We start from the raw sequence: 25,073 nt of genomic DNA, 5'->3' as shown, positions 1-25,073 counted from the left end.
TACACCTCTAATCCAAGTGATATTTGCTTTCAGCTAATGCATACAGCCTGCGCCACACCAGGCGGTTCACAATTACAACGAGAAGGCACATGACGAATATTCCCCAGATGATCTCCGGCCAATTGCCGTTCGTAGTGGCCTCAGCGATGTACGTACCTAACCCGGCTGCTTGAAGATCCTGATCCTTCCACGATACAATTTCCGAGACAATGCTGGCGTTCCAGGCGCCTCCGCTTGCCGTAATACAGCCGGTTACAAGAAATGGAAAGACGGCGGGGAGAATTAGTTTTTTCCAGGTCTGCCAGCGTGTCAATTTCAAAGTCACCGCAGCTTCCTTAAGATCGGAAGGAATGGCCATCGCACCGGCAATCACATTAAATAATACATACCATTGTGTCCCCAGCATCATCAGCGGAATTGCCCCAATCTCCATCGATATCCCGAACTTCAAGTACAGAATCGTGAATATCGGAAATGCCATGTTCGCCGGAAAAGAAGACAACACCTGCACAACAGGCTGAACAATTCGTGATAGCCGAGGATTCGTTCCAATGAACACACCCACGGGCAGCGTCCAGATCACAGCCAGAAGTGTCGAAACAACAACGCGTAACCCGGTCAGCAGACCGAGGAATACCACATGAATCAGCTCGCTCCAGCTTAAGCGGGCAATCTCCAGAATCCCCGAATACAAATATTGGAGCATAATTAAAGCGGCCACAAGCAAGATTAGCCATTTGAAGATTGTCTTGACCAGTGATGGGACATGCGGCAATTTCACATGTAAGCTTGTGGCTGAGAGCCGCAAGAATCCGTCATGAACGCCGCCGTGCAGCTTACGGTTAAGATCATGAACAAAGCTGGCCCGCTTCAGAAGCTCCAACACCCATGAGGTTGGCGCCTCGCCTGCTTCTGTCTGTTCATTCTTGAATTTCTGGCTCCAGGCAATAATCGGACGCCAGAAGAATTGGTCCACCATCACAATCAGCACCACCATCGCCAGGATCGCATAGATCAAGGCCTTAATATTACCTTCATCTGCGGCCAAGGCCATGTACGTCCCGATGCCGGGCAGATGCAGATCCTGGTTCAGCACGCTGATCGACTCACTGGCTGCGAGGAAAAACCAGCCTCCGCCAAACGACATCATGCTGTTCCAGACCAAGCCGATCATCGAGAATGGCACTTCCAGCTTCGTGAAACGATGCCATCTGCCCAATTGATTCATTGCGGCAGCCTCCTTCAGATCGCGGGGGATCGTCTTAAGGGAATGATAGTAGCTGAGGGTCATATTCCAGACCTGACTGGTGAAAATAGCGAAGATTGAAGCCATTTCCACTCCCAGCAGGCTCCCCGGAAACATTGCCATAAAAGCCAGGACAGTGGCCGAAAGAAATCCAAGCACCGGAACGGATTGCAGGATATCAATGGCGGGAATCATGAATTTCTCGGCTGTCCGGTTATACGCCGCAATGCGGCCGTACACGAAGGTGAAGATCAAGGATGCTCCAAAAGCGATAAACATCCGCAAAAGGGAACGCCCTGCATAATAAGGCAGCCACTTAGGGTCCAGACTGAGCGAGGACAGTTCCTCTGGATCTAAAGGCACCTGCATCCCCGAGCCTAACTTTGCCGCGGCATACAGGATGGATAACAACAAGGATATGACGAGAATATCCGCCCAGCCGAATGGTCTGCGCTGGTTCCCATTATTGAAATAATGCAATTGCATCGTCTACAACTCCAATCTGAGGTAAATAAAAAAACTCTCCGCTGCCTTAAGCAGGGAGAGTTGCACATTCCTTCATTCACGAGAGCTGCAAGGCTATTCCGATTCAGTCATTCAGGGGGGCCTGAAGACAGACTGAATACAATAGACCTATACTGCAATGGGGGAAGGGGATGCTTCCTGCTTAACCACAACCATAGGTTCGTAAGATTGCTTATTCGGCTTCTGCTGTCCATCTCCAGTTCCCTCCCTTCATTAAATGAATTTATCAATCCTTAACTGTGCTTACGTGGCGTAGTTAACAATAGTGGCTTCCCCGGTGCGCTCATCATAGGCGACCCATACTTCATCGCCAGCTTCTACGCCATACACCGGTTCTATGGATTGCCTGATCCGGTAGCTCTGTCCGCCGCGTTCGACGGTGATCGTGGCAAGCGGCCGGTCGCCGGTCGTTCCCCGGTAGTCGACCGATCGAACTCTGGCACTGCCTTGCTTGCCTTGCAGAAGCCGCGATTGAAGCGCAACCTCCTCCGGCTTCGCAGTTACGGGAACTACTGCTCCTACAGTGACTTCCAGATTCTCCGGGACGAACTGGCTGTTCACCTTGCGCAGACGTTCCTTTCCGTTCACCATCACTATTTCAAGTAGCAGCAGATCCTGGCCGGCGATCTTCACGGGCAACCGCTGAACTCTTGTAATTTCAGCCTCTAGGGTAAGCTGGGTTGCCTGATCACTCCGCTCCGCAGGACCATACCGCAACAATCTGACTATGCTGTCCCTAACGATCAGATCTGCCCGTTCTCCGGTACGGTAGACGAAGCCGGAGGGCTGCACCACAGGTACACTGTAGGTTTGACCGGCTGCTTCAAAATGCAGCAGCAGTGCTTGCCCGCGGTTCACGGGTCCACAGGACTCAATCTGCCGTAGTACCGCATCATGAATGATCCGGGGAGGTGCCTGGTTCTTAAGCTCGCTCTCCCGTACCAGGGTCGCCTTATGCTTGCTCCGGTTATAGCTAATCATCACCTGATCGCCTGGACGGATCGGGTTCAGATAAGAAATGACCTGCTTGATCTGGACTTCCTTACTCTGGCCCTGGTCCGTGAAACGGACGGTAAGCCGGACCTGTGGTTGTTCGTTGACCAGCATCCCAGTCTCGGCCAGATTGATAACCGTGCCTTGAATCAGAACCCCCTCGGCCAGCTTCTGCCACCGCTTGCGGATGAGAAGCTGTGGCAGCCAGAGTAGTCCCACCACCATCAGTAAAGGAATTGCGAGCCAGATCACCCAGTTCACAACCAGGGCATTCCATGTCAGCACATAGTTCTTGAAGGTCGCTGCAGATAATTGATCCTCCCCGGCAGCCATCTGCCATTGCTGCAGCTCCCCGTTGCTGATCTGTCCGCTAAGCCCCTCCTTGACATGCAGCCAGCCTCCCAATGAATCCAGACTTGAATAGTACAGTGTATCATTATTCGCTTCTTTATAGAAGCTCAGCTTCGGATCTTGCAGCTTATCGTAGGATAATGTCTTAAGCGCGGCATTGACATTCGTAAATTCCCCAGTCTGCTCATGATACAAATAACCGCGTAAGGTACCCTTGATCTCGTCTTCCGTGGTGGACCCGGCAATCAGCGTCTCTTGGTCGTTCAGCGGGAAGAGCCTGGCCTGATAGACCGGCTCCGGCGTCTTGACGGCTTCGCCCCATTTACCCGCAGCCTCATTGTAATAGTGAACCTGTTTTGGATATTCGCTGCTTACCCGCAGTAGCCGGGTATTGTCCAGTCCGAGCTGCGCGGCAAACTCCTGTCCTACCCTCTTCTGCGCTTCGGGAGCACTCTCCTGCGCCCCCTTCAGCCCAAGTAGAGGTATGCCGTCCTTGCCGAGGAGGGCAGAAGCATAAGCGGTACGCCCGTCCTTCAGCCCCACCTCATAGACGGGGAGGGAATAACCATCCTGGAAGCTGAAGGAGGCTTCCCGAATGGAGACCGGCCGTGCGGGAAGAGCAGCTGAGCCGTTCAGATTCACGTAGTGTAGCTGAGCCTGGCTGACCTCCGCCACATGGACCGCTGAGCTTTTATCCGCCCCGGCGAAAAGTAATCTGCCCCGCCACTCATGCCCGTCGGAGCTCAGAAAGGTCGGGATATTAAAGCTTCCTTGTACCAGCTCTTTCGTGTCCCCCGCCGGATCAATAACATTCACCTGCAGGCCTGCCTTATCCTTGGTTGCGATCATCAGCTTACCGGCCTGATAAGAGACCAGCCGCTGCCGGTGGATGTCTGAGCGCAGCTCCACCTCCTGCTCAGCCTTATGGGTGCCTGCGTCATACAGCGTTGCCATTAGCCCGTTGCTGCTGTCCGTGACCGCAAGCACCTTCTTGCCCTGGTCCAGATAGTACAACGCTTTGACCGGGAGCAGGCGGTCCGCTGCACTGCGCACATAACCGGAATAATCGTTCCATACCAGGATGCTAAGGATCACTGCAGGAATCCAAAATACCAGAGTAAATAAGGACAAATATGATTTTCTCATCGCCTTCTCGCTCCTCTACATGGTTCGGTGTTCACTATAGCCTTCACCTTAAGTCACTAAGATGAATCGGCAAGCGGGAATTCATCATTCTTGCGGGATGACCTCTGTCAGGTACTTGGGTGTAATGCGATCTTCCAGGACGCCAAAAAACGGTACATCCTTGTACCGTTCCATGACTTATTGCCTTTATGTTAATATACTTGGCGTCTCTACGTCCAGAAGGCCCCCTCTTCATCCTCTCTCTGGCTTCAAGCATCCCGGATACGGTAGACAACAATCGCTGTCGCCACAAAGGACACCGTCCAAATCATTACAATACCGGCCCCCTGAACAGGCGTAAGGACATTCAGTTCGCCAGAGGAGGGCAGGAGGTACATGTAACGTCCAGCCGTATCCGGGAAGTAAGCCGGCAGAAGCCCCCGCGACCATGGACTGATAATGAAATAATAGCCAAGCAGGATCACCAGGGCCGGAAGGGTTCTTCTCAATAAAGCCCCTATCGCCGCGCTAAGCAGTGTGGTCAAGGTCAGATAGCCCGTTGCCCCCAGCAATGCTTGTATGACTTCATGAGGTTCAACCCCTGCTGCATGACCATCCAGCCTCCAGCCCGCATATAAGACACCAGAGGCCGTAAGGATAAATGCGGCGGGAATCGTAATCAGGGTGAGTGCCAGATGCTTCATGAATAATTGGCGTCCGCGCCAGGGGATTACCGTTAACGTTGTGCGGATCTGTCCGCCCGTATATTCGGAGCAAGCCGCCAATATCCCCAGAATAATGAACCCTGCCTGAAGATAGCTCATCGAGGCAAGTCCTGTATTCAGGATTCCGGGTGCTGCGGCTCCTTCCTGCAGAGAGGCGGAAGTAAAGGCCGCGGTCAAAAGAAGATGAACAAGAAATGTAACCGTAACAGCGGTCCATGTCCATGGCAATGTCATCAGCTTGTCCAGTTCAGCTCTAAGGACTCGTATAGTCTTCCTGCCGGATGAGACACTCATGCCGCCACATCCCTCCTATGGAAGACAATGGCTGCAATCCCAAGCAGCACGGCTACCCAGGCAAACATGATCAAACCGCCGGTAACCGGGGTGTGATAGCTGTCGAACAGACTGCCTATAGCCGTGGGTGCCACGCTGTCCTTCGTAAACATAAACATCTCGAAGCCGGCCCGGTCCGGCAAATAGAATGCCAGCTTCGTCACCTTGGCCAGCAGGACACTGAAGGATACCAGCGATGAATTAATCATGAGCACGGTAAGCGGGATCATGCCCTGCTTCGTCAGCAGCGTCAGCCCGAAGGCCAACAGTGCAGTGAAGGTCCAGTAGCAGACGGCACCGGCAAGCCGGGTCCATTCAAGTAGCGGGGCATAGTCACCTAATATATAGTGTGTGGTTGGTACAATCAGAATCACAGCAAGGATACACAGGAGGATGCTGATGACAGATACAGCGACTGCTTTGGCCAGAAACAACTGAAGCCGCGATGACACAACCATCAGACTTGTGGAAATCTGCTGCCCTCCGGCCCCTTCACTGCTCTCTGTCCGGTACTCGCTGCTGACTGCAAGCACGCCAAGGATAATAACGCCCTGCACACCAAGACCTAATCCGCTGTAGCCCATTTCGGGCAGCCGTGTGCTGACTCCAGCTATAATCGCCTCTTTTTCTGCTATAGCGTCCAAGGCAGCAATGACCGCAGGAGCCAATGCTCCAATAAGCAGGGCGAGCCAGATCCCCGGCAGCGAGAGCAATTTCAAGATTTCTGCGTGGAATGCCTTCACCAAGCATCACCTGCCTGTTCAGAGGTCAGGGCGAAGAAGGCATCCTCCAGCGTGGAATGACTGCCGGTTACCTCCTGCAAGGTGCCGTCTGCGACAATTCTCCCCTGCTTAATGATCACCACATCGTCCACCGTTTCGGCTAGCTCGCCCATAAGATGACTGGAGAGCAGCACCGTATTCCCGGCTTCTGCACGCTTACGCAGAAATGTCCGAATCCAGCGGATGCCTTCCGGGTCGAGCCCGTTCACAGGTTCATCCAGAATCAGAATCTCCGGGTCTGCCAGCAGCGCTGCGGCAATCCCCAGTCTTCTCCCCATGCCGAGCGAATACCGCTTGACTCTAGTGCCTGCTGCCTTGGTAAGACCAACGATATCCAGCACCTCCTCGACACGTGAGCGGGGCAGACCGGCGGCGCAAGCAATCCAGCGCAGGTGTGCGCGTCCTGTCCGCATCGGATGGGCTCCAGATCCGTCCAGTGCGGCACCTACGGCTGCCAGCGGGTGCTGTAATTCTGCGAAGGGCTTGCCATGAATCAAGGCGCTCCCGGAGGTGGCATGATCCAATCCGAGCAGGATACGGAGTGTAGAGCTTTTGCCGGCCCCGTTGGGTCCCAGGAATCCTGTGACTCTTCCAGGTCTGGCTTCGAAGGTGATCCCGGATAGAATCTCCTGCGTACCGCGGCGTTTGACTAAGTTATTGATAGTAAGCAACCATAACACATCCTTTCGTTATGGTGCTAAGTATACAGCTGCAAGGTTACATCCCGGTGGGCAGGCCGTTTACTTCCGGGTTAACTTCAGGTTACATTCTGCCAATGACTACATTTGTCCCCTGCCCGCTCGAGTTGAATTCAGCCTTCAGGTTCATTGTATTCAGCATGTAATGTACGGTCGATAGTCCTATTCCCGCCCCGCCGCCGTATGCGGAATGATCCATACCCGGGCCTCGGTCAGCGACAAGAATCCGTTCCTGCTGCACATCCACAGCGATCCAAGCATATTTCCCGTCCGCTGCATGGCGGATGATATTCTGAAACAGATTATCCAGCACCCGGGTCATCCACCCAGGATCTGCTGTCCAGTGGAAGGTCTCCACTGCCGGTAAATCAACATCGACCTGTATGCCGTGTTCTTCAAAAACCGGATACCACGCAGCAACCGAGGCTCTTACCAGGCGGCCCATGTCTGTAGGGGCAGGCTCGAAGGGATATTTTCCCGAGGTAAGCAAGGTATACGAGAGCAAATCATCCATCAGTTCTCCGGTCCGGGTAATGGTCTGGTTGATCTCGGCTAAGGAGCTCTGTCCTTCTGGACTCATGGGTTCTTTGTTTAGCCTGGTGACATGTCCCCGCATGATGGTCAGCGGCGTCCGCAGGTCGTGGGACATGTTGGCAATGAGCCGTTGCCGCAGCCCGGCCTCTTCCTGCTCCCGCCTGCGGCTGTCTTCCAGCTGCCGGATCATCCGGTTGAAGGAACCGCCTAACTGGTCTATTTCATCCATGCGGTCCTTTTGAATCAGGACAGGTCCAGGCCACGAATCCGCAGCAGCGGGAGTAGCGGACATAGCTTCTTGTAAGCGGGTCAGACGTTTGCGGAGTCTCCAGAAGAACAGCCAGGATAGAACAACGAACGCCACAATAATACCAGTGAACATAAGCACTGTAATGTAAAACAGGTTCAATGTATTGAATCTTGGCTCTGTCCCGGGAGTGCCAAAGAAGGATGAGAATACCATCAGCACAATAGGCGGAAGAAGGATGAACAGAAAGTGCAGCTTCAGAAAATGCCGGAACAAGGAACGGGGCTGCTTCATAGCTTCACCCGGTAGCCGATTCCCTTCAGCGTCTCAATAATCTCCGGGGTCTCCGGGTCACGCTCCAGCTTGTGCCGCAGCCGGTGGAGATGTACCAGTAAAGTCTTATCTCCAGGGATATAAGCTTCCTCCCAGACGGCTTCATAGAGCTGTTCCTTCGGCAGAACCTGATTCGGATGGCGCAGGAAATACATCAGGATCTGATGCTGCTTCCCTGTCAAAATAATCTCTTCTCCTGTACGCTTGTCATAGATGGTCTGAAGCTTCGTGTCCACTTCAATGTGAGTGCCCAGTGTAATGCGGTCCGAAGAGACTCCGCCGCTCCGGCGGATTAATACCTCCAGCCTGGCCACCAATTCATCGGTATGGAAGGGCTTCGTCACATAATCATCTGCGAATTGTAGGCCCTCCACCTTATCGTCGACGGAGGTCCGGGCGGTCAACAGCAGCACTGGAACGGCGGGGGCCGCCTTTTTTAACCGTTTGCCTATAGTGAATCCATCTAAGCCCGGTAACATGATATCCAGAATAACGACATCATACTGCGTAACCTCAGCCTCGGCTCCCTCACCGGATTGCAGCCATTGTACCGAATATCCCCGCTGCTCCAGCTCCTCTTTGACCCAAGTGCCGATTTTCTCATTATCTTCAATATAAAGTATGTTTGTTCTCAAGTAATTTCCTGCTCTCTATTAATCTCTGCTGCTCTCCCTCCATATTATACTGGTTAATCAATTCATCCAATACCATGGATTGCTTAAGGACCGCAGGGTGCTGAAGATCATGATGTTTCTCCGCCAGAATGTGAAGCCGGTTCCGGGCACGTTCAATCCGGACCTGCACGAGCATATTTCTGTTCACCATAGAATCCTCCCTTTATGCTATCTTAGGGTTTTATGACAGATAATAGGATGTCTTTTGCATTGCACAAAATAACTTCAGAACATAACAAAAAAGGCGCCCCCCGAAACTTCAGGAGCACCCCTGTATATTTTCGCGAAAATGATTAAGTTCCCCAACCATGTCCCAGTGTAGTCACCAAGGTTATCGTCATAGAAATAACAACTGAAACGCTACAGAGCGTCAAGAAGAACAAGACTTTTTTTCGCATTGAGCCGACACACCTCACTTGATAGATTTTTGAATCTTTCCTGCAGTTCCTGATCCGCGAAATCCCTATACTGCTCAAAAAGAGTCATACAAGCAATCATATTTCGGCTGCTATTGATCCTAATTGATATTTCCAAGCCTTTCAGTACCGTGTTCAACGCCTGTTCCTTACTCTTGCTGTGATTGAAAAAATAGACTGCAAGGTCGATGAGGAATTGCGCGTAGCTCTCTTGCAGGATGGCCTGATTGTATTCACCGAACTCTGTCTTGCTGGATTCATAAGGTATGTATGCCGCGAACCGCTCTAAGATACTGTCTATATTAAGCTTAAATATATTCGCCGCTTGAACCATATAACGCACTGCCACAAATATCTCATCCTCTTGAATAGCTATATAGTCTGCGTACTCATGTATTACATCCAAATCTCCGGACATTAACCGGTACAGATAAGTGTTAGCCACGGCCCATTCCGTAAATTGTGCAATGACCTGCCGGGATTCTTCATCGTTCTCCTGAACCCAGCGTTCACCATTTGCATACAATTTCACAAAGGATAATGCCCTCTTGTAGTCGCCGCACTCTTCGCTGGCAGTAGATCTGGCTAAGTATGCGTACAGGATATAATAGTAAAAAGGACGATCAGGACGCTTCACCCTTTCTTCTATTGTGTTAGCTCTGCGGCCTTCCAGCTCATATTGAACGGATGCAATCCGGTGCATTTCCTTAGCGAGTTCGTCTACTCTCTTCCATTTGTGTACCAGACCATAAATATGCATTAGCTGTTTCATTGCATCGAGCTGATCGGCTGCGTCTAAGCGGTTGACATACAACTCAAATTGAGTGGCTGCACGTAACTTCTCCTCCAGATCCTGTTGTTCTTCTAATTCAATCTGAAATATACGGTACTGGCATAATGCTAACCGTTCGGAATGCTGATATTTTTCGGCTTCGCTCACACCCTGATACAGTATCCTTGCAGCTTTGCTTTTATTGTCCTCATAAAAAAGTTCAGCGAATTCAAACAGTAAAGATGCATAAGACAAATCCTCCAGCAGACGGTTCACAATCTGTTCAAGACAGTCCAGACGTTCTAACTCAGCTGAGCGAAATATAAAGGGTCGTATCCGCCGCATGGAGACTACAAAAGAAAAGCATTCCTCTACATAGTCTTCAAAAAAATAGTCTTCCGGCAGCTTCATTCCAGCAGTAATCGCAGCAAGCTGTGCCATAGAGATTGGATGTTTACCTTTTAAGATCCGGCTGAGCGTACCTGAATTGAGACCCGCTAACTCTGCAAAATGTGAATGTATCATTTGATTTCTGTTCATATACGCGAGCAGTTCTTCCCGAATCGAATTGACCGATCCCAAACCAATACACCTCCTTCCATAAAATAGGATGAAAAGCATACGTGTAGTTGATACTAAGGTTGAATCAAACGGCGGTCAATACAAAGGTATATTTTACTATTTATCCCGTTTACATCTATTATTATATACCGAAAAACAAATTACGCAATATATTTCGTGTATTATAAATCGTTAAATTAACTTGTTTCCTCCCCTATCATAAAAACATACCGAAAAGTTGAGGGAGATATTGCATTTTGAGGATAAAGGATGCACGGAAAGCCGCAGGGTATACCCAAGAATCCATCGTACATCAGATTAACGACACCATGAAATGCACCTTGCGCAACTACCAGAATATTGAGTACGGTGTGGTACTCCCGAATGTTACCTTGGCGCTGCTCATCAGTCACTTGTTTGGCGTTGATCCCCGTGAAATAGATGAATGGAAATACTCTATTCAACGTGCAGATGCGCAAAAAAATGGCAATTGAATTTCCAAAGTCAAATTTTTCACGGCAAAAGGTTCATTCTATACGCAAAAAACCACCGATGAAGGTTCTAAATCTTCACTGGTGGTTTTTGCTTTGTATGGATACAACGAATTAATCCTTATAGATTCTCCTATAGTTGTCCCGAAGGCGCGCTCCGTCGCCCTCTAACACAGTGACAACATAATCCTCCAGATCTTCGGAATAATTAAAATGCACATTGGCCCCCGTATCCAGGAAGACGATCATGACATCCAGGCTGCGGCATTGCTCTACGATCTGAATGCCGTTATACCGGGCAAACGTCTGGAAATCTCCCCATGTGCGGAATTCGTTATGCTGCTGCCCATCCTCTTTCCTATCCTCTCTATGTTCCCCGATGAATTTCATATTCTCGCCTGTGAACTGCAGCTTCTCATCATAAAAGATCTCCAGCAGCCAACGCTTAAATTGAAATCCCAATATAGTGCCTGTTATACTGCTGTGGTTTTCTTTGGTGGTGCACTGCATGAGTAGATCCGTGAAGCGGCGGTCCTGCTGCCCCGGCAGCTTGAAGAATCCGCCTAGCTTCAGGTATTCGCTGACCATCCAGCCCATGCTCTCCATCTCCAGGATCATTGGCTCAGCTATAATGCGGTTCAGTTTTCTTTGGGTACTGTAACGGCTGCTGATCTGATCCAGCAGATAATCGCCATGGTCCGCCGAGTATTGGAAAATAACCCGCAGTCCGTTGCTTAGCTGCGCTCTAATACTCTTGCTGTTCTGAGTGAAGTTGACGGTGGTCAACCCAAGCTCTGCCAGGTAAGTGGCAAAATCCTGCCATTGGTGCATGTGACTCCCCGTAACTCTTCGTCCTCTGCGGCTGAAGTCAAGCTGCGATCCGAAATAGCCTTTTTTTGCGTAAACCACCGTTAACCTGCATTGCCGGAACTCAAATTCCAGGCTGAGCCCGTGCTCACTTCTGTAGCTGACTTGACAGTCAAGCATAAGCTCCTGAAGTGTCCGTCCGTGATTCTCCGGTATTTCCATATAACCGCCTGCATGCAAGAAATCGTCAAGCTGGCTGAATTTGCTTAGTTTTCTGGAGGGACTGATGCTCATCACCTCTCTCATAACATTAATTGTTTCTAACCGCTCAATCGGGCTTACAGGAGTCAACATGGCGGCATTATTGATCAGATAGACGGCTTCATCGCTGGAACGAAGCTCAATTCGGCTGAAAATATCTTCACAAAGCTGATCGATACCACTGATATCCGTTAAATCATAATGGAAATAATCCATTTGACAATCCAGTTGCTTCGCACGCTCCATGAGTCCTTGGTTAGCCGTTCTGGATATACATATCAGATGGTGGGACGGGTTGATTAATTGATTCGCCAGGGATTCACCGATTCCTCTGGATGTACCTGTAATAATAATATGTTTCAAGTGTATCTGCCCCCTGTAGGTTATTGGTGATCTTCACGAAGTATCATTCTTCGGACAGCCTCTTCCCAAATCAGCTCATAGTCGAGGTCCATCTTCATCATCTTGCATCTAGATAAATTATCTATAAGCAGGGCAAGAATGGCTGCGTTAACTCCGATGGTTGAAGAAGCAATAATCCCGAAATCAGCGCCCTTCGACAGAAGTTGAACAAAACCGGTTACAAAATCCTGTTGAATTTTCAATAGCGGAGCTCTAAATTGCTCATCACGCTCGGCCAGCATCGTGAACTCGCTAAGTACCCTTAATGTTGAACGATACTCTGCGTCGCCGCTTGGCAGCATGTTTAGTCCGCCGTTAATTAATATCTCTGCAAAATTGTCTTTGTTAACGGATACCGTATCAAAATAAGCTGTAAAATAATGATCCCGGAAAATATGCTCAAAGGTCCGGCTGATCAGCTCTTCTTTTGTCGCAAAATGATAATAAATAGAGGATTTGGTGATCCCCACCTTCTTGGAAATCATGCCCAGACTCGTTTTCTCTATTCCATACTCTGCAAAAAGCTCAAATGCTGCCTGGATGATATGACTGGATGTAATCTCTCTTTTCTTGATAACCCTCAGGCTCCCTTCGATTGAATTAATGTCATTATAAGGATTAACCTAATGAAATGTCAATAATTTAACGACCGATCGTTCAAAAAAATATATTTACACATAAAATAACCACCTGCAAGGATGCAGGTGGTTGTTCTGCTAAATAACGCCTATGCTTATTTAAATAGACATCGAAGCTAAAACCCTACTTTGTGGGGGGATTTTACCGGGAAATACACCTGATAAGGCTCATACCCGATATCGCGGATTCTTCTGAGCTGAATGCCCGGGTCCTGGCGGGTGGTCTTGAAGAAGTAACGCCAGCTCCCCCACTCCCGTTCGTTCTCCATGGTGATCTCACCGGCTGCATCCGCTAATGGGGTATACAGAATCCGCTCGTTCTCGGTGATGCCGGCCAGCACTTCCGGGCCATAGCGGAACGCGCCGGTCTGCTCGTCGTCAGGCAGAGGGATGAACCGGATGCCCACGGGCAGAATGATGCTGATCCGGTCGCCGTCCTGCCAGTTCCGCAGTATCGTGTAGAAGGCGGAGTGATCCGCAGACTTCCCGTGCAGCTCGCCGTTCACATAGATCACGGCTTCTGACATGATCCAGTCTGGAATCCGCAGATGGACGGCAAACTCGCTGGCAGAGCTGGTATGGACGGTGAAATCATATTTTCTGTAATCCGGCATGTTCTCATGAAGTGCAGTAATCTCATTCAGCTCCTGCTGCCCGGCTGTGTTCGAGGAGTTCAGCATGCTTCCGCTCATATGATCCTGGGATTGCTGAATCCGCACGCTCTCTCCGTGGATCTCGGTGGTCAGCTCCGAACGGAAATACTGGCAGACATAGATATCGTTCTGCTCCTGATAATAGATCCCTCTATTCAGCGCTGCATTGGCCTGGACCATCGTTCCATGGCAGCAGAAGAAGCTGTCCGTCTCCGTGCTCCAATCCTTGCGCAGCCCGGCCTTCATCGGCAGGAAGTAAGTCAGCAGCCCGGTTGCCGGATCACTATGCTTGTTGCCGGTCAGATGGTATTCCTGGTAATAGGCCTGCGCCATAATCCCGTTGTACATATTATATTCAATATACTGCGCATAGGCCGGATTCGAAGTGTGCCGGAAAAGAAATTCTGCCAAACGGATCATGTTATACACGGTACAGTGCTCCTGATTCTTATCTCCAAGGCGGGCCTTGATCTTCATCTTCGGCATCCACACTTCACCGGCCGTATTTCCGCCCGTTGCCAGTGTTCCCCGCTCGGTGACCGCACATTTCCAGTAGGCCGTAACGATATCCATCCAGCGCTGCTCGCCGGTGACCTCGTAAGCTCTGGCGCAGCCGAGTACCTCGGGAATGGTTGTGTTGGCATGCATGTTGGTCAGCGGGTCTTTATTCTCCAGTAACGGACGGAACAATCTGCTGCGGTAATAGCGCTCCAGCAAAACAGTGTATTTATCGTTCCCGGTCAGCTCCAGCAGATCGGCCCAAGCCTCCAGCATACCGCCTGTCTCCATGTCCAGTATGTCATCGAACTTCTCTCTGGTGAAGGTACTGCTCCAATCGACGAACCAGTCGGCGAATCGGTCCGCGATATCAAGCGCCTTGTCGCTCCCGGTGAAATGATGCATATCGACAAGACCCATAAACAGCTTATGAATATTATATTGCGGTGCCCAGATTGCCTTGCCTTGGGCCACCCAGTGCAGATATTTCTCGGGAATCGGTGCGGCCCATTGTCCTCCGTTGTCCTTCTGGCATTCAGCCAGCTCGTCCAGGATAAGGTCAGCCTTCAGCTTGAGCTCCAGATCCCCGGTCTCATGATACCGGATCGCTGCCGCTGACAGCCAGTGTCCCAGGAAATGTCCGCGGATCTGGCAGACCGGCGTCTCCCATCCCCCATGCGCATCTTCCGGGATATCCCTGCCGTCATATCTTCCCGCCTCTACTTTATAGTTAAAGAGGAGATTATCATTCGTCAGTTTCATCAGATACCGGCGGTTGGCCTCTTCCCTGCGTTTCAAATCATGATCTTGAAGAATGACCTGTTTGCCCATCAGTTCTCTCATTGCTACAGCCCCTTAATCTGGTTGGATTAAATATTCAGTAGGTAGGATTTCACAATGAAAGTATATAGCAGCGCTTCCAACAATCCAATGATTAATACTCATATAAAGTTGATTCATACTGATGAGCGGTGAAAATCCGGGGACAAAGGCGACCGCTTCGCTTTTCCGCGGGTCATTCTGTATGGTGTCAATCCTCAATCTAACACTTTGAATTCTCTTTACAGGGGCGTCTAGGTCTGCTAAAATAACCAAATCCGATTGTGAACCTTAAATGATCACTTTGGTTGACAATTAAAAAACATTTACCGGATGGTGATAATTTGTGATAACAGATTACGAACGGCTTGCTGCCATGAATAAGGATCACTTATGGCATCCTTTTACTCAAATGAAAGACTACAATGACTCTGATCCGCTCATTATTGAACGTGGCGAAGGCATTATGCTGTATGACGTTCAAGGACGCGCTTATTATGATGGTTTCTCATCCGTTTGGCTCAACGTACATGGACACAACGTGCCGGAGCTAAATCAGGCGATCACAGAACAGTTAGGGCGTGTCGCCCACTCTACCCTTCTCGGAATGGCCAATGTACCAGCAGTCGAACTTGCAGCAAAGTTGGTGGGAATTACTCCGGAAGGATTAAATAAAGTGTTTTACTCAGATTCAGGAGCAACCGGTGTTGAGATCGCGATCAAAATGGCTTTTCAATACTGGCATAACAAGGGGATACGAGGTAAAACGAAGTTTATCACGATGAATCAAGCCTACCATGGAGATACAATTGGCGCGGTGAGTGTTGGTGCAATTCCTTTGTATCATGACGTGTTCCGCCCCATGTTATTTCCTTCGCATGTTATTCCTTATCCCTACGCTTATCGCCATGAGGGTGGTGAGACGAAGGCATTGGATGCTTCGCTAACTGCACTGCGTAATTTGCTTGAGACGAGGGCAGATGAGATTGCGGCTCTCATCGTGGAGCCGATTGTGCAAGGGGCTGGTGGCATCATTCTCATGCCACCGGGTTGTTTAAGTCAGATGGCTACGCTATGCCGGGAGCATGGCGTGCTGATCATAGCTGACGAGGTGGCGACAGGTTTCGGTCGAACGGGCGCTATGTTCGCTTGTGAACTCGAAAATGTTTCACCAGATTTGATGGTGATTGGGAAAGGGTTGACTGGCGGCTATTTGCCAGTGGCAGCGACGCTTGCGACTGACGAGGTGTACGAGGCGTTTTATGCTGATTACCAAGAGCAGAAAACATTTTTCCACGGTCATTCTTACACAGGGAACCCGCTTGGTTGTGCCGTTGCTTTGGCTAGCTTGAAGCTGTTTGAAGAGCGCAACATGGTCAAAGGAGTAAGAGCAAAGGCATCATTTGTCGAGCATAAGCTCGCAGCGCTTAAAGACCGCCCGCACGTCGGTGAAATCCGACAAAAGGGACTGATGATCGGAATAGAACTTGTGCGGGATAAGGTTACACGAGAGCCATACGATTGGGCAGATCGAATCGGCGTTCGTACGAGTCAGCGGGCCAGAGAACTTGGCATGCTAACAAGACCACTCGGGAATGTGATTGTCTTCATCCCTCCGCTTGCCAGTAGTGAAGCTGAGTTGGATGCCATGATAAGTATATTGACGGAATCGATACGCAAAGTCACCGAAGGTGGTTAAATTAGATGAACAAAGTGAACTGTGGACAGGTACGCGGATTATTTGTGACAGGTACGGACACAGGTGTAGGCAAGACTGTTGTAACGGCAGCCATTACCGCTATGCTCCGCGCTGAAGGGCTGAATGCCGGTGTCTGGAAGCCGATTCAGTCTGGTGCACCTCTTGGTAGTGGACTTACCGATGCTGAGCGACTGCTGAAAAGCACGGAAATCAATGAGCGGCCAGAGACAGTCGCGCCATTTACATTTGAAGCTCCGCTTACGCCGATGCTTGCTGCCAAGCAGGCTGGTGTGACCCTTACGCTGAATGAGATAATCGCTTCTGGCTTACCGCTCACTAGACGATACGAAGTGCTGCTCATCGAAGGCGCGGGCGGCGTAGCTGTACCACTGACCGAAGACGCCCTCATGGTGGATTTAATCTCGGAGCTTGGGATACCTGCTCTAATTGTAGCCCGTTCTGGCCTCGGAACCATTAACCACACACTTCTGACTGCATCATTCCTTCAGAATCGCGGCGTCCCAATTGTTGGCGTCATTTTAAATGATGGAGAATTAACAGAACTGAATGACGATCCGAGTGTTACTGCGAATGGACAACTAATTGAACAATACAGCAACCTTAAGGTGCTCGGTCGGTTTCCACATTTGTACGCCGAAGCGACTTCAGAGACATTGATACATACCGTACGAAACACAATACAATTCACGCCTATCAGAGAGGTATTTGCAGTTCAATATATGGGAGGATGATTGAGATGGAAATAGTTGCATCGGAGATGGAGTGGCAATCGCTATCCCAAAAAGCATTGCAGGGAGAATGTTTAACAGTAGAGGAAGGGCTTGCTGTGCTGGAAGCGGACAACGATGAGATACTGCTACTCATGCAGGCTGCGTTTAAGGTGAGGAAACATTTTTACGGTAAAAAAGTGAAGCTGAATATGATCATCAATGCCAAAAGCGGCTTATGCCCTGAGGACTGCGGCTACTGCTCACAATCGATTATTTCCACGGCACCGGTTAAGAAATACACCCTGCTAGATAAAGACACGTTGCTATCAGGCGCACGTGAAGCGATGGCACGCAAAGCCGGAACCTATTGCATTGTAGCTGCTGGGAAGGGACCAACAGACAAGGAGCTAGATCAAGTAGTGGACGCGGTTAGAGAAATTCGTCATACAATGCCTCTAAAAATTTGCGCATGTCTGGGCATTCTCAAGGACGATCAAGCGAAACGTCTTGCAGAAGCTGGTGTACATCGTTACAACCATAACTTGAACACGAGCAGAGCTAATTACCCATCCATCACGACGACCCATACCTATGATCAACGTGTTGAAACCGTGGAGAAGGTAAAAACATACGGCATGTCCCCTTGCTCTGGTGTTATTATCGGCATGGGCGAGACAAATCAAGAAATTGTTGAAATGGCCTATGCACTTCGCGAACTAGATGCGGATTCGATTCCGATCAATTTCCTGAATGCGATACCGGGAACACCTCTGGAACATGCAGGCCGCACACCGTCTATGAAAGCGTTGAAGGTACTAGCTCTATTTCGTTTCATTTGTCCGTCTAAAGAAATCCGCGTGGCTGGTGGTCGTGAGGTCAACCTCCGTACACTGCAGCCTTTGTCACTGTTCGCCGCAAATTCACTCTTTGTAGGTGATTATTTAACGACAGCGGGCCAAGACGTAACGGCTGATCATCAAATTATTGAGGATTTGGGATTTGAGATTGAATAAAATGCCCTTTAAGGCGGTGTCGATCATGAACTGGATGGAAAAAGAACTTGAATTATTGTCTGATGCTTCGTTGGAGCGTTCCTTGCGTGCAAGTAGTTCAGTATCGGGATCTCCTGGCTATACGGTGCGCGGAGAACAAGTGTTACTCAACATGTCCTCCAATGACTATCTTGGACTCTCCCAGCATGCTGCCATAATAGAAGTGATGCGCGAGGCTCTGCTCACGGAAGCAGCTGGCTCAGGAGCTTCACGCCTAGTAACAGGTAACCGGTTGCCTTATGTTCGTCTTGAAGAGTCACTGGCCGATTGGCAGAACTGCGAAGCAGCGTTAGTATTTGCAAATGGCTATATGGCTAATTCTGGTGTAATTAGTGCGCTAATAAGCCGAGGCGATGTTGTTTTCAGCGATCAGTTGAACCATGCAAGCATTGTGGACGGCATTGTATTGAGCCGTGCGGAGCATGCTCGGTACCGACATAACGATATGGAACATTTGCGTACACTACTGAATAAGTATCGTGATAAACGGCGTAAGCTGATTGTTACAGATGCTGTTTTCTCCATGGATGGCGACCAGGCGCGCTTACATGAACTCCTTTCGCTCAAACGCGAATACGGGGCGATGCTTATGGTGGATGAGGCACATAGTGGGGGGATATACGGGGGGCGAGGCGAGGGATTATGCCATGAACTTGGGTTGCAAAATGATGTTGATATTCATATGGGAACATTCAGCAAATCGTTCGGTGTCTACGGCGCTTATATCTGTGGCAGCCGCACGCTAATTCGATGGCTGGTGAACAAGGCTAGACCACTCATATATTCAACAGCGCTGCCTCCTTCTATCGTAGCTGGTATTTCAAAGGCGTTAGCTTTGGTGCAAGAGGAAAACTGGCGTCGAGAAAGGCTTTATGCGGCAAGCAGGTTATTTCGGTCCTCGCTTTGTGACGCCGGGTTTAACATCGGTGCCAGCGACTCGCCAATTGTACCTTTGATCGTAGGCGATAACGATGCGGCCTTACGGTTCAGTGGAGCTCTTGAAGAAGAGGGGGTCCTAGCGGTTGCCATCCGTCCGCCTACTGTTCCTGATGGCACAGCGCGCATTCGCTTCTCCTTGTCAGCCGTTCACACGGATAAGGAGTTGACCAATGCAGTCGCACGCATCCACAACATCGGCCTTCGACTAGGGGTGTTGAGTTCATGATTGCATTGGATATTGATTCAGTTAAAATTCAGACGCAGACAAGCGGCACCATTTTATGGTTGTGCGGATGGAGTATGCCGGACTCGGTTTTCGATCGGCTTCGTGAGTTGCTGCCTGATTTTCATCATGTTTCTGTAGATTACAGTAATACTGATACTCCAGAGAAAATATTGATCCAAACTGAAATAGCAGCTAAAAATGTTCTGAATTTGGATGGAGCGGCTTGTAGGACAAGGGCTTCCACCGGTCCGCTGTTGATCGGAGGTTGGTCTCTCGGAGGTTTACTTGCTCTGAAACTAGCGTCCAAAGGGTTCGCTGATGGCCTTTTGTTGTTCGCTGCAACGGCTCGATTTACTCGTTTAAAAGAAGAGATTGACCTCGGTTGGGTAGATACATACGTTAGGAAGATGATTACTGGGATTGTAAAGGATCGACAAGCCGTTGAAACAAATTTCCGGCAGCTCATGTTTACGGAGGCAGAATGGGAGGCCGATATAGGCGAAAGCCTTCCCCCAATAGGTAGTTGGACAACTCCAGCGCTAATCGCAGGTCTTCAGATTTTGCGCAACGAGGATTGCTTGTCTCAACTGAAAAGCATCACTTGTCCGGTATTTCTTGTGCACGGGACTGAGGATAGTATTTGTCCTTACAGCGCCGCAACGGAGCTTATTGCCCAGTTACCTAAAGCAAAGTTATTCACGATACCTGCCTGCGGGCATGCCCCGTTCTTGGGAAAGGAAGATCATATAGCTGATGAACTGAGGAGATGGTGGCATGAGCAGTAGGATAAGTAATATTCGACGTCAATTTAACCGAAGTGCAAATTCGTATGACGCTCACGCTCAAGTTCAGCGTATAATGTCAGATCGCCTTGCAGGTTCTTTCATAGGGTGGAAGAACAAAGGTAACGTAGCCGGTCTCAATATTCTTGAGATCGGCTGCGGCACGGGGACACTGACAGAGATTCTAATAAATGAATGGCCCAGTGCGAGTATTACTGCACTTGATATTGCGCCCGCGATGATCAAATTGGCTGAACAACGTGTCTTTTCAGCTGAAGCGAACATTATTGGGAAAATTACATCGGATCGTTTACGCCTTCTTCATGCTGATGTTGAAATGTGGGCGCCAGAAGCTCCGACAGCTTCGTTTGATCTCATCGTCTCCAACGCCTGCTTTCAATGGCTGAGCAATCCTAGGCAAACAATTGGTCAACTTCGGAGGATGCTTCGACCTGGAGGCATGCTAATATTCACGACATTCGGGCCTGATACTTTCTACGAAATGCATAGGGCTTTTAATGAAGTTTATCGAGCAAGTGGATTAGAACCGCAGCGTCACGGACTGACTTTTCGATCGACAGACCAATGGACTAACTTGATGAAGGAATCAGGGTTCACAAATATCCAATATGAACGCTCGATTCAGACTGAAAAGTATGCTTCAGCAAGAGACTTTCTTCACTCGGTAAAAGCGATGGGAGCCAGCACTTCAGAGGCTGTTACTATGGGTGGACTCAGTTCGCGACGCCTGTTCACCAACATGTATAAGGAATACGAGGGGAAGTTCAGCGTACAGGGAGGCGTTGCTGCCAGTTATGATCTTCTATTGATCCAAGCATTAACCGATAGGTAGATTAAGATAAGCTCTTTAACTGATAACAACAGCTCAATACGGCAGCCCAGTCTAGAACATTGTTTGGAAGTGGAGCGACTATAAGACATTATGTGAAGAAGCAAGGGATTATGGACGAATACGTAAAGTTACACGAAAAAACAGAAGGAGAGCAATTGACGTTTTTCGACGTTTTTCTAGGTGCGCGAAGCGAACTCTCCAGCTAAGAAAGATACCCCGCAGCAAGCTGCGGGGAGTTTCATTTGTACATTCTACAGCTATCGTTGAGTCCCTCTGCCGGTTGATGTGGTTTCGTTTCACGGAACCTCTGAGAGTCAGTCTCTATAAACAGATTTAAATCTGATGCTGTAATAGTCTCAAACGGCTGCTTCCGTTCCCTGTATAAGCACTTCTACCAGCGCCTTAAGTGAATAATCTGAGGTGGAGCATAGCAGAATGCTGCCGGCACTCTGCGGCAGGTAAGCATCGTCATACGGGTTGCGTAAAACCAGGTTCAGCAGCGGTCCGGCATCGGCAAGCTGTGCCGCAAGTTCGAGCTGTCCCCGGAACAGATGGGCATTCAGTGTTCCCTGAATTACTACATGACCGGCAGCCTGTGCACATAAGGCCGCGATTTCAGCGGCTTCGGGCTTCATGCTGCAGTATTGCAACTGTACGGACAAGCCCTCTGCTTCCAGCATCGCAGCCAAGACGATTGTCTGGCCGCCGGAGTTGTCGGCAATCGTAAGCTGCTCCTGCTGCGGCAAGATCATCATATATGGGCGCGATGGAGACAGTGGCAGCAATTGCTGCGGATCGCGGCTGATCTTGACCGTGCGGCGCGCATATTGTAGGGTCGCCTCATTCCATCCTTCGCGCGGAATGGGCCGGGCCGCCGCCCGGTATTGCCGGAATTTCGCATAGAGGCGGAGGATGCGGTTGACTGATTCGTCTATTCTGGATTCATCGATGACGCCGTCCAGAACAGCCTTGCGGATGCCTTCTATCACCCGCTCCTGGAATTCCGGTGTATGACACATCAGAATCATGTCGTTGCCGGCCAGCACGGCCAGTACGCCCACCTCATCCGGGTTGAAATTCTTCTTGATCGCGCCCATCTCGATGTCATCGGTGCAGATGATACCCTCGAAGCCCAGCCTGCTGCGCAGTAAGTCTCCGGCAAAGAAGGGGCTCAGTGAAGCAGGCAGTCCTGCCGACTCGGGAATGTTAGGAAATACGAGATGTCCCATCATGATTGAATCGGCCCCGGCTTCGATGGCAGCGATAAATGGCAACAGCGGCCCGTTCAATAATTCCTCCAGCGTCAGTTCACACTCGGGGAGGACGACATGGGAATCGCCGCTGACCTGTCCATGGCCGGGGAAATGCTTGGCCGTTACCGCTACACCTGTCTCGTGCATCCCCTGAATATAAGCCTTGCCGAAGGCGGCTACGACTTCAGGGTCTTCGCCGAAAGAGCGCACCCCGACAACCGGATTGTCAATATTCGTATTCACATCCAGCACTGGCGCCCAGTTCATCGGGATGCCCAGCGCGTGGAGCTGGCTGCCGATGATTTTACCCTGGAGATAGGCGGTCTCAGCATCCAGGCTTAATCCGGCAGCACGGTTGCCTGGGATGTAAGGATAGAAGGTCTTGAACTTGGAGAGCGTGCCTCCCTCCTCATCGATCGACACATAGTAAGGCTGCGGAATGCCGGAGTCTCCGGCAATGGCCTGAACCTCCGCCATCAGCTTCAGCGTCTGCTGCTCATCCTTCACATTATGAGGGAACAGGCCAATCCCGCCGAACCGGTTCTGAGACATCCGTTCACGGAAGTCAGGCTCTGCTGCTGTGGAGGGGGTTCCGACCACACACATCAGGGAAATTTTGTCCTCCAGACTCATGGCTGCCGGAGCTTGTGGTGATTTCACTTCATTCAGCTGCATAACTGTTCCATCCTCCTGTCGGTTTGTTTGCTAACCCTCGCTATGGACAAGGCCCAGCTCCTGATAGAGCGTCCGTTCCAGATAATCATGCAGATAGAACCGGGATCTCACGAAATGCTCGGCCATATCGCGGGGCTGGTATTGCAGAAGCGCCTCCAGCATCCGGGGCCGGACCGCTTCGCGTCCGTTATGGTTACGGGTGTAATTGTTCAGCAAAGAACGCCATTCCGCGCTGTCGCCCGGGTACAGCTCCCAGCGGTAGGCATACTTATGGATCGCCCTGGAGCGGTCGGTGGCCACCTCGAAATCATGCATGATCGCGATCAGCTCAGCGTAGCCGTGATTCCGCTGCACCTCCTCCCGCAGCTTCCAGATGATATCGTAGTAATCCTCTAATTGGTAATTTCCCAGCCGCGCATGACCTGTCTCTGGAGTTATACCATGGAACAGCTCCAGGAAGCGGTCGATGAACGTACCAGCATCTGCCCGCCGGTTCCAGGCGAGATCGGCATGAAGCAGCATCGGATACCAGGTGGTCTCGAATACGCCATAAGGAACGCCAAGGCTGAACGGCCCGGTCCAGTTCGTAGCGACCATACAGCGGATATCCAGCTTCTCAGCTGTCTCTGCCCACTGCAGCAGATTGTCGGTCCGGTTATCAATGACCGGGTAGTTCTGATGCTCCGCCCAGTCGAAGCTGCGGACCGCAGGTGCACCCATCACCTCAATGCCGAGCGCTCTGAACTTATGGGTCAGGGAAGTAACCTCCGCTTGTATGTTGCGGCCGTTATAGATCCAGATCATTGCTGCACTGCGCGGATCAAGCTTCGCCAGCTCTTCGGGCGGGCATTTGTCCAGCATGTCATGCCAGAAGATGGGCTGCCGTCCCCGGCTGGCTGTGAATTCGATCAGGCGGTTCAGGAAGGAGATGAAGGCCCGTTCCCGTACGCCGCCGAATTCCTTCCGGCACGCTTCACATTCGCACAGGCTGTACACCTCGTCACAACCCAGATGAATATAACGTGATTCAGGATGGGCATCCATCATCTCCGCCAGCAAGCTTGTAATCAGTTCATAGGTCTGCGGATGGGACGGGCAGATCTCGCCAGTAGATTCCTCTGTCTCCCGTAGATGCTTCCAGGCGTCATGGCGCAGCACATACTCCAGATGGCCGAAGCTCTGCTGCAGCGGAATAATCTCGATATAATGCTCCTGGGCCGCAGCCTGGAGCGCCTCCAGCTCTTCCCGGCTAAGCGCGTGCTGCGGATGGGCGAATTCCCCGTGCGTCTGGAATGGGAACTTGTCCTCGTATTCAATGAGCACCGCGTTCGTCTTGTAGCTGGAGAATTCAGCCAGATATTCGATCAGCCGCTCCGGCTTCGAGAAGGTCTGGCGCAGATCGAAATTCATCACCCGAAGCTCTGTATCGGGCCAGTCCGTAATGGACATCGATGGAATACTGCCGTCGCCGTGCAGGCTCTGCAATTGCAGCAGCGTCTGCAAGCCGTAATAGAGTCCGGGGGCGTCGAGTGCGCGGATTACAGCTCCGTTTGCGCTAACGTCCAGAAGGTAGCTTTCCGCCCGGCCCTTCAGTGGGGACAGTTCTGTCTCATCAGGATCAGCAGCCGAAGCCCGGCCGTTAGTCGGTCCCGCTTCTCCAGGCACTGCCTGCGCTGAAGTGCTCTCAGTCTCCTCCGTTCCCTCGATTCTCACAATCTCCTCAATCAGCAGCGAGTATCCCTCGCCTGCTCCCGAGACGACGGCGGTGACTTCCCTGCCGGGAAAAGCCCGCCGGCAATGAAGCACCAGCCGGGGATCTTCCACTTCCATGGCCAGCCGCAGACGGACTTCCCCGCCGGCCCGCCATGGATCCTTCTCTGTCAATCTTACCTGCTTCGGCTCGGGTATTAAGCTAAGCATCGCTCTCTCCTCCTAGTACATCGTCAGGTTTAAATTTATGGATTGGATCAGTAAGGACG

General features: G+C 50.6%; 21 protein-coding genes. 7 read left to right on the top strand and 14 right to left on the bottom strand.

Features of this window, described 5'->3' with window-relative positions; translation table 11 throughout:
- Positions 1 to 7 precede the first annotated feature (7 nt).
- From MKY86_RS15010 to MKY86_RS14970, 9 genes are all read right to left on the bottom strand, one after another.
- Entirely contained in the window at positions 8 to 1,732 is a 1,725-nt protein-coding gene (locus MKY86_RS15010; protein ID WP_076075254.1) for an ABC transporter permease, read from the bottom strand.
- 282 nt (positions 1,733 to 2,014) lie between these two features.
- Positions 2,015 to 4,261 carry a hypothetical protein gene (locus MKY86_RS15005; protein WP_076075257.1) on the bottom strand — a complete coding sequence of 749 codons (2,247 nt, stop codon included), beginning with the start codon at positions 4,259 to 4,261 and terminating at the stop codon, positions 2,015 to 2,017.
- A 248-nt stretch (positions 4,262 to 4,509) separates the two neighbouring features.
- A complete protein-coding gene (locus tag MKY86_RS15000; protein ID WP_076075260.1) occupies positions 4,510 to 5,259 on the bottom strand; it encodes an ABC transporter permease in 750 nt (249 codons plus the stop codon).
- Entirely contained in the window at positions 5,256 to 6,041 is a 786-nt protein-coding gene (locus MKY86_RS14995; RefSeq protein ID WP_076075262.1) for an ABC transporter permease, read from the bottom strand. Before MKY86_RS14995 ends, MKY86_RS15000 begins: the two co-directional genes overlap by 4 nt.
- Positions 6,038 to 6,751 carry an ABC transporter ATP-binding protein gene (locus MKY86_RS14990; RefSeq protein WP_036726864.1) on the bottom strand — a complete coding sequence of 238 codons (714 nt, stop codon included), beginning with the start codon at positions 6,749 to 6,751 and terminating at the stop codon, positions 6,038 to 6,040. Before MKY86_RS14990 ends, MKY86_RS14995 begins: the two co-directional genes overlap by 4 nt.
- A 91-nt stretch (positions 6,752 to 6,842) precedes the next feature.
- A complete protein-coding gene (locus tag MKY86_RS14985; protein WP_076075265.1) occupies positions 6,843 to 7,853 on the bottom strand; it encodes a sensor histidine kinase in 1,011 nt (336 codons plus the stop codon).
- Complete coding sequence (locus MKY86_RS14980) at positions 7,850 to 8,527, bottom strand: response regulator transcription factor (RefSeq protein WP_036726867.1); 678 nt, start codon at positions 8,525 to 8,527, stop codon at positions 7,850 to 7,852. Before MKY86_RS14980 ends, MKY86_RS14985 begins: the two co-directional genes overlap by 4 nt.
- On the bottom strand, positions 8,502 to 8,717 hold the full coding sequence (locus MKY86_RS14975; protein ID WP_036726871.1) for an aspartyl-phosphate phosphatase Spo0E family protein: 216 nt from the start codon (positions 8,715 to 8,717) through the stop codon (positions 8,502 to 8,504). Before MKY86_RS14975 ends, MKY86_RS14980 begins: the two co-directional genes overlap by 26 nt.
- A gap of 209 nt (positions 8,718 to 8,926) precedes the next feature.
- Positions 8,927 to 10,336, bottom strand: a complete 1,410-nt coding sequence (locus MKY86_RS14970) for a helix-turn-helix transcriptional regulator (protein ID WP_340827123.1) — start codon at positions 10,334 to 10,336, stop codon at positions 8,927 to 8,929.
- Between the two features lie 236 nt (positions 10,337 to 10,572).
- Between MKY86_RS14970 and MKY86_RS14965 the strand changes: the two genes are divergently transcribed.
- Complete coding sequence (locus MKY86_RS14965; protein ID WP_076075267.1) at positions 10,573 to 10,809, top strand: helix-turn-helix transcriptional regulator; 237 nt, start codon at positions 10,573 to 10,575, stop codon at positions 10,807 to 10,809.
- 111 nt (positions 10,810 to 10,920) lie between these two features.
- On the opposite strand, the gene MKY86_RS14960 is transcribed toward MKY86_RS14965, so the two are convergent.
- The 3 genes from MKY86_RS14960 to MKY86_RS14950 form a co-directional block, all read right to left on the bottom strand.
- Entirely contained in the window at positions 10,921 to 12,237 is a 1,317-nt protein-coding gene (locus tag MKY86_RS14960) for an SDR family NAD(P)-dependent oxidoreductase (protein WP_076075270.1), read from the bottom strand.
- A gap of 20 nt (positions 12,238 to 12,257) precedes the next feature.
- A complete protein-coding gene (locus tag MKY86_RS14955) occupies positions 12,258 to 12,818 on the bottom strand; it encodes a TetR/AcrR family transcriptional regulator (protein ID WP_340827826.1) in 561 nt (186 codons plus the stop codon).
- A gap of 212 nt (positions 12,819 to 13,030) precedes the next feature.
- Positions 13,031 to 14,908, bottom strand: coding sequence for a beta-L-arabinofuranosidase domain-containing protein (locus tag MKY86_RS14950; protein ID WP_076075274.1), 1,878 nt, complete (start codon positions 14,906 to 14,908; stop codon positions 13,031 to 13,033).
- Positions 14,909 to 15,260: 352 nt separating this feature from the next.
- Here MKY86_RS14950 and bioA point away from each other — a divergent pair, with 352 nt between their 5' ends.
- From bioA to bioC, 6 genes are read left to right on the top strand one after another with little or no spacing between them, the layout of a single operon-like run.
- A complete protein-coding gene (bioA, locus tag MKY86_RS14945) occupies positions 15,261 to 16,583 on the top strand; it encodes an adenosylmethionine--8-amino-7-oxononanoate transaminase (RefSeq protein WP_340827824.1) in 1,323 nt (440 codons plus the stop codon).
- A 5-nt stretch (positions 16,584 to 16,588) separates the two neighbouring features.
- Positions 16,589 to 17,335, top strand: a complete 747-nt coding sequence (gene bioD, locus MKY86_RS14940) for a dethiobiotin synthase (RefSeq protein WP_076075279.1) — start codon at positions 16,589 to 16,591, stop codon at positions 17,333 to 17,335.
- Between the two features lie 5 nt (positions 17,336 to 17,340).
- Complete coding sequence (bioB, locus tag MKY86_RS14935; protein ID WP_076075282.1) at positions 17,341 to 18,327, top strand: biotin synthase BioB; 987 nt, start codon at positions 17,341 to 17,343, stop codon at positions 18,325 to 18,327.
- A 25-nt stretch (positions 18,328 to 18,352) separates the two neighbouring features.
- Entirely contained in the window at positions 18,353 to 19,531 is a 1,179-nt protein-coding gene (gene bioF, locus MKY86_RS14930) for an 8-amino-7-oxononanoate synthase (RefSeq protein WP_076075284.1), read from the top strand.
- Positions 19,528 to 20,316, top strand: coding sequence for an alpha/beta fold hydrolase (locus MKY86_RS14925; protein ID WP_340827119.1), 789 nt, complete (start codon positions 19,528 to 19,530; stop codon positions 20,314 to 20,316). Before bioF ends, MKY86_RS14925 begins: the two co-directional genes overlap by 4 nt.
- Positions 20,306 to 21,166, top strand: coding sequence for a malonyl-ACP O-methyltransferase BioC (gene bioC, locus MKY86_RS14920; protein WP_076075287.1), 861 nt, complete (start codon positions 20,306 to 20,308; stop codon positions 21,164 to 21,166). Before MKY86_RS14925 ends, bioC begins: the two co-directional genes overlap by 11 nt.
- Positions 21,167 to 21,522: 356 nt before the next feature.
- On the opposite strand, the gene MKY86_RS14915 is transcribed toward bioC, so the two are convergent.
- The gene (locus MKY86_RS14915; protein WP_076075290.1) at positions 21,523 to 23,094 is read right to left on the bottom strand and encodes a glycoside hydrolase family 3 protein; all 1,572 of its coding nucleotides are present in this window, start codon (positions 23,092 to 23,094) and stop codon (positions 21,523 to 21,525) included.
- Between the two features lie 30 nt (positions 23,095 to 23,124).
- On the bottom strand, positions 23,125 to 25,014 hold the full coding sequence (locus MKY86_RS14910) for a DUF4838 domain-containing protein (protein WP_076075292.1): 1,890 nt from the start codon (positions 25,012 to 25,014) through the stop codon (positions 23,125 to 23,127).
- Positions 25,015 to 25,073: the final 59 nt, after the last annotated feature.

The organism is Paenibacillus sp. FSL R7-0333, from assembly GCF_038000365.1.
Classification (GTDB): Bacteria; Bacillota; Bacilli; order Paenibacillales; family Paenibacillaceae; genus Paenibacillus_AQ; species Paenibacillus_AQ silagei.
Note: the sequence above shows the minus strand (reverse complement) of the source record. Positions and strands in the feature narration are given on the sequence as shown.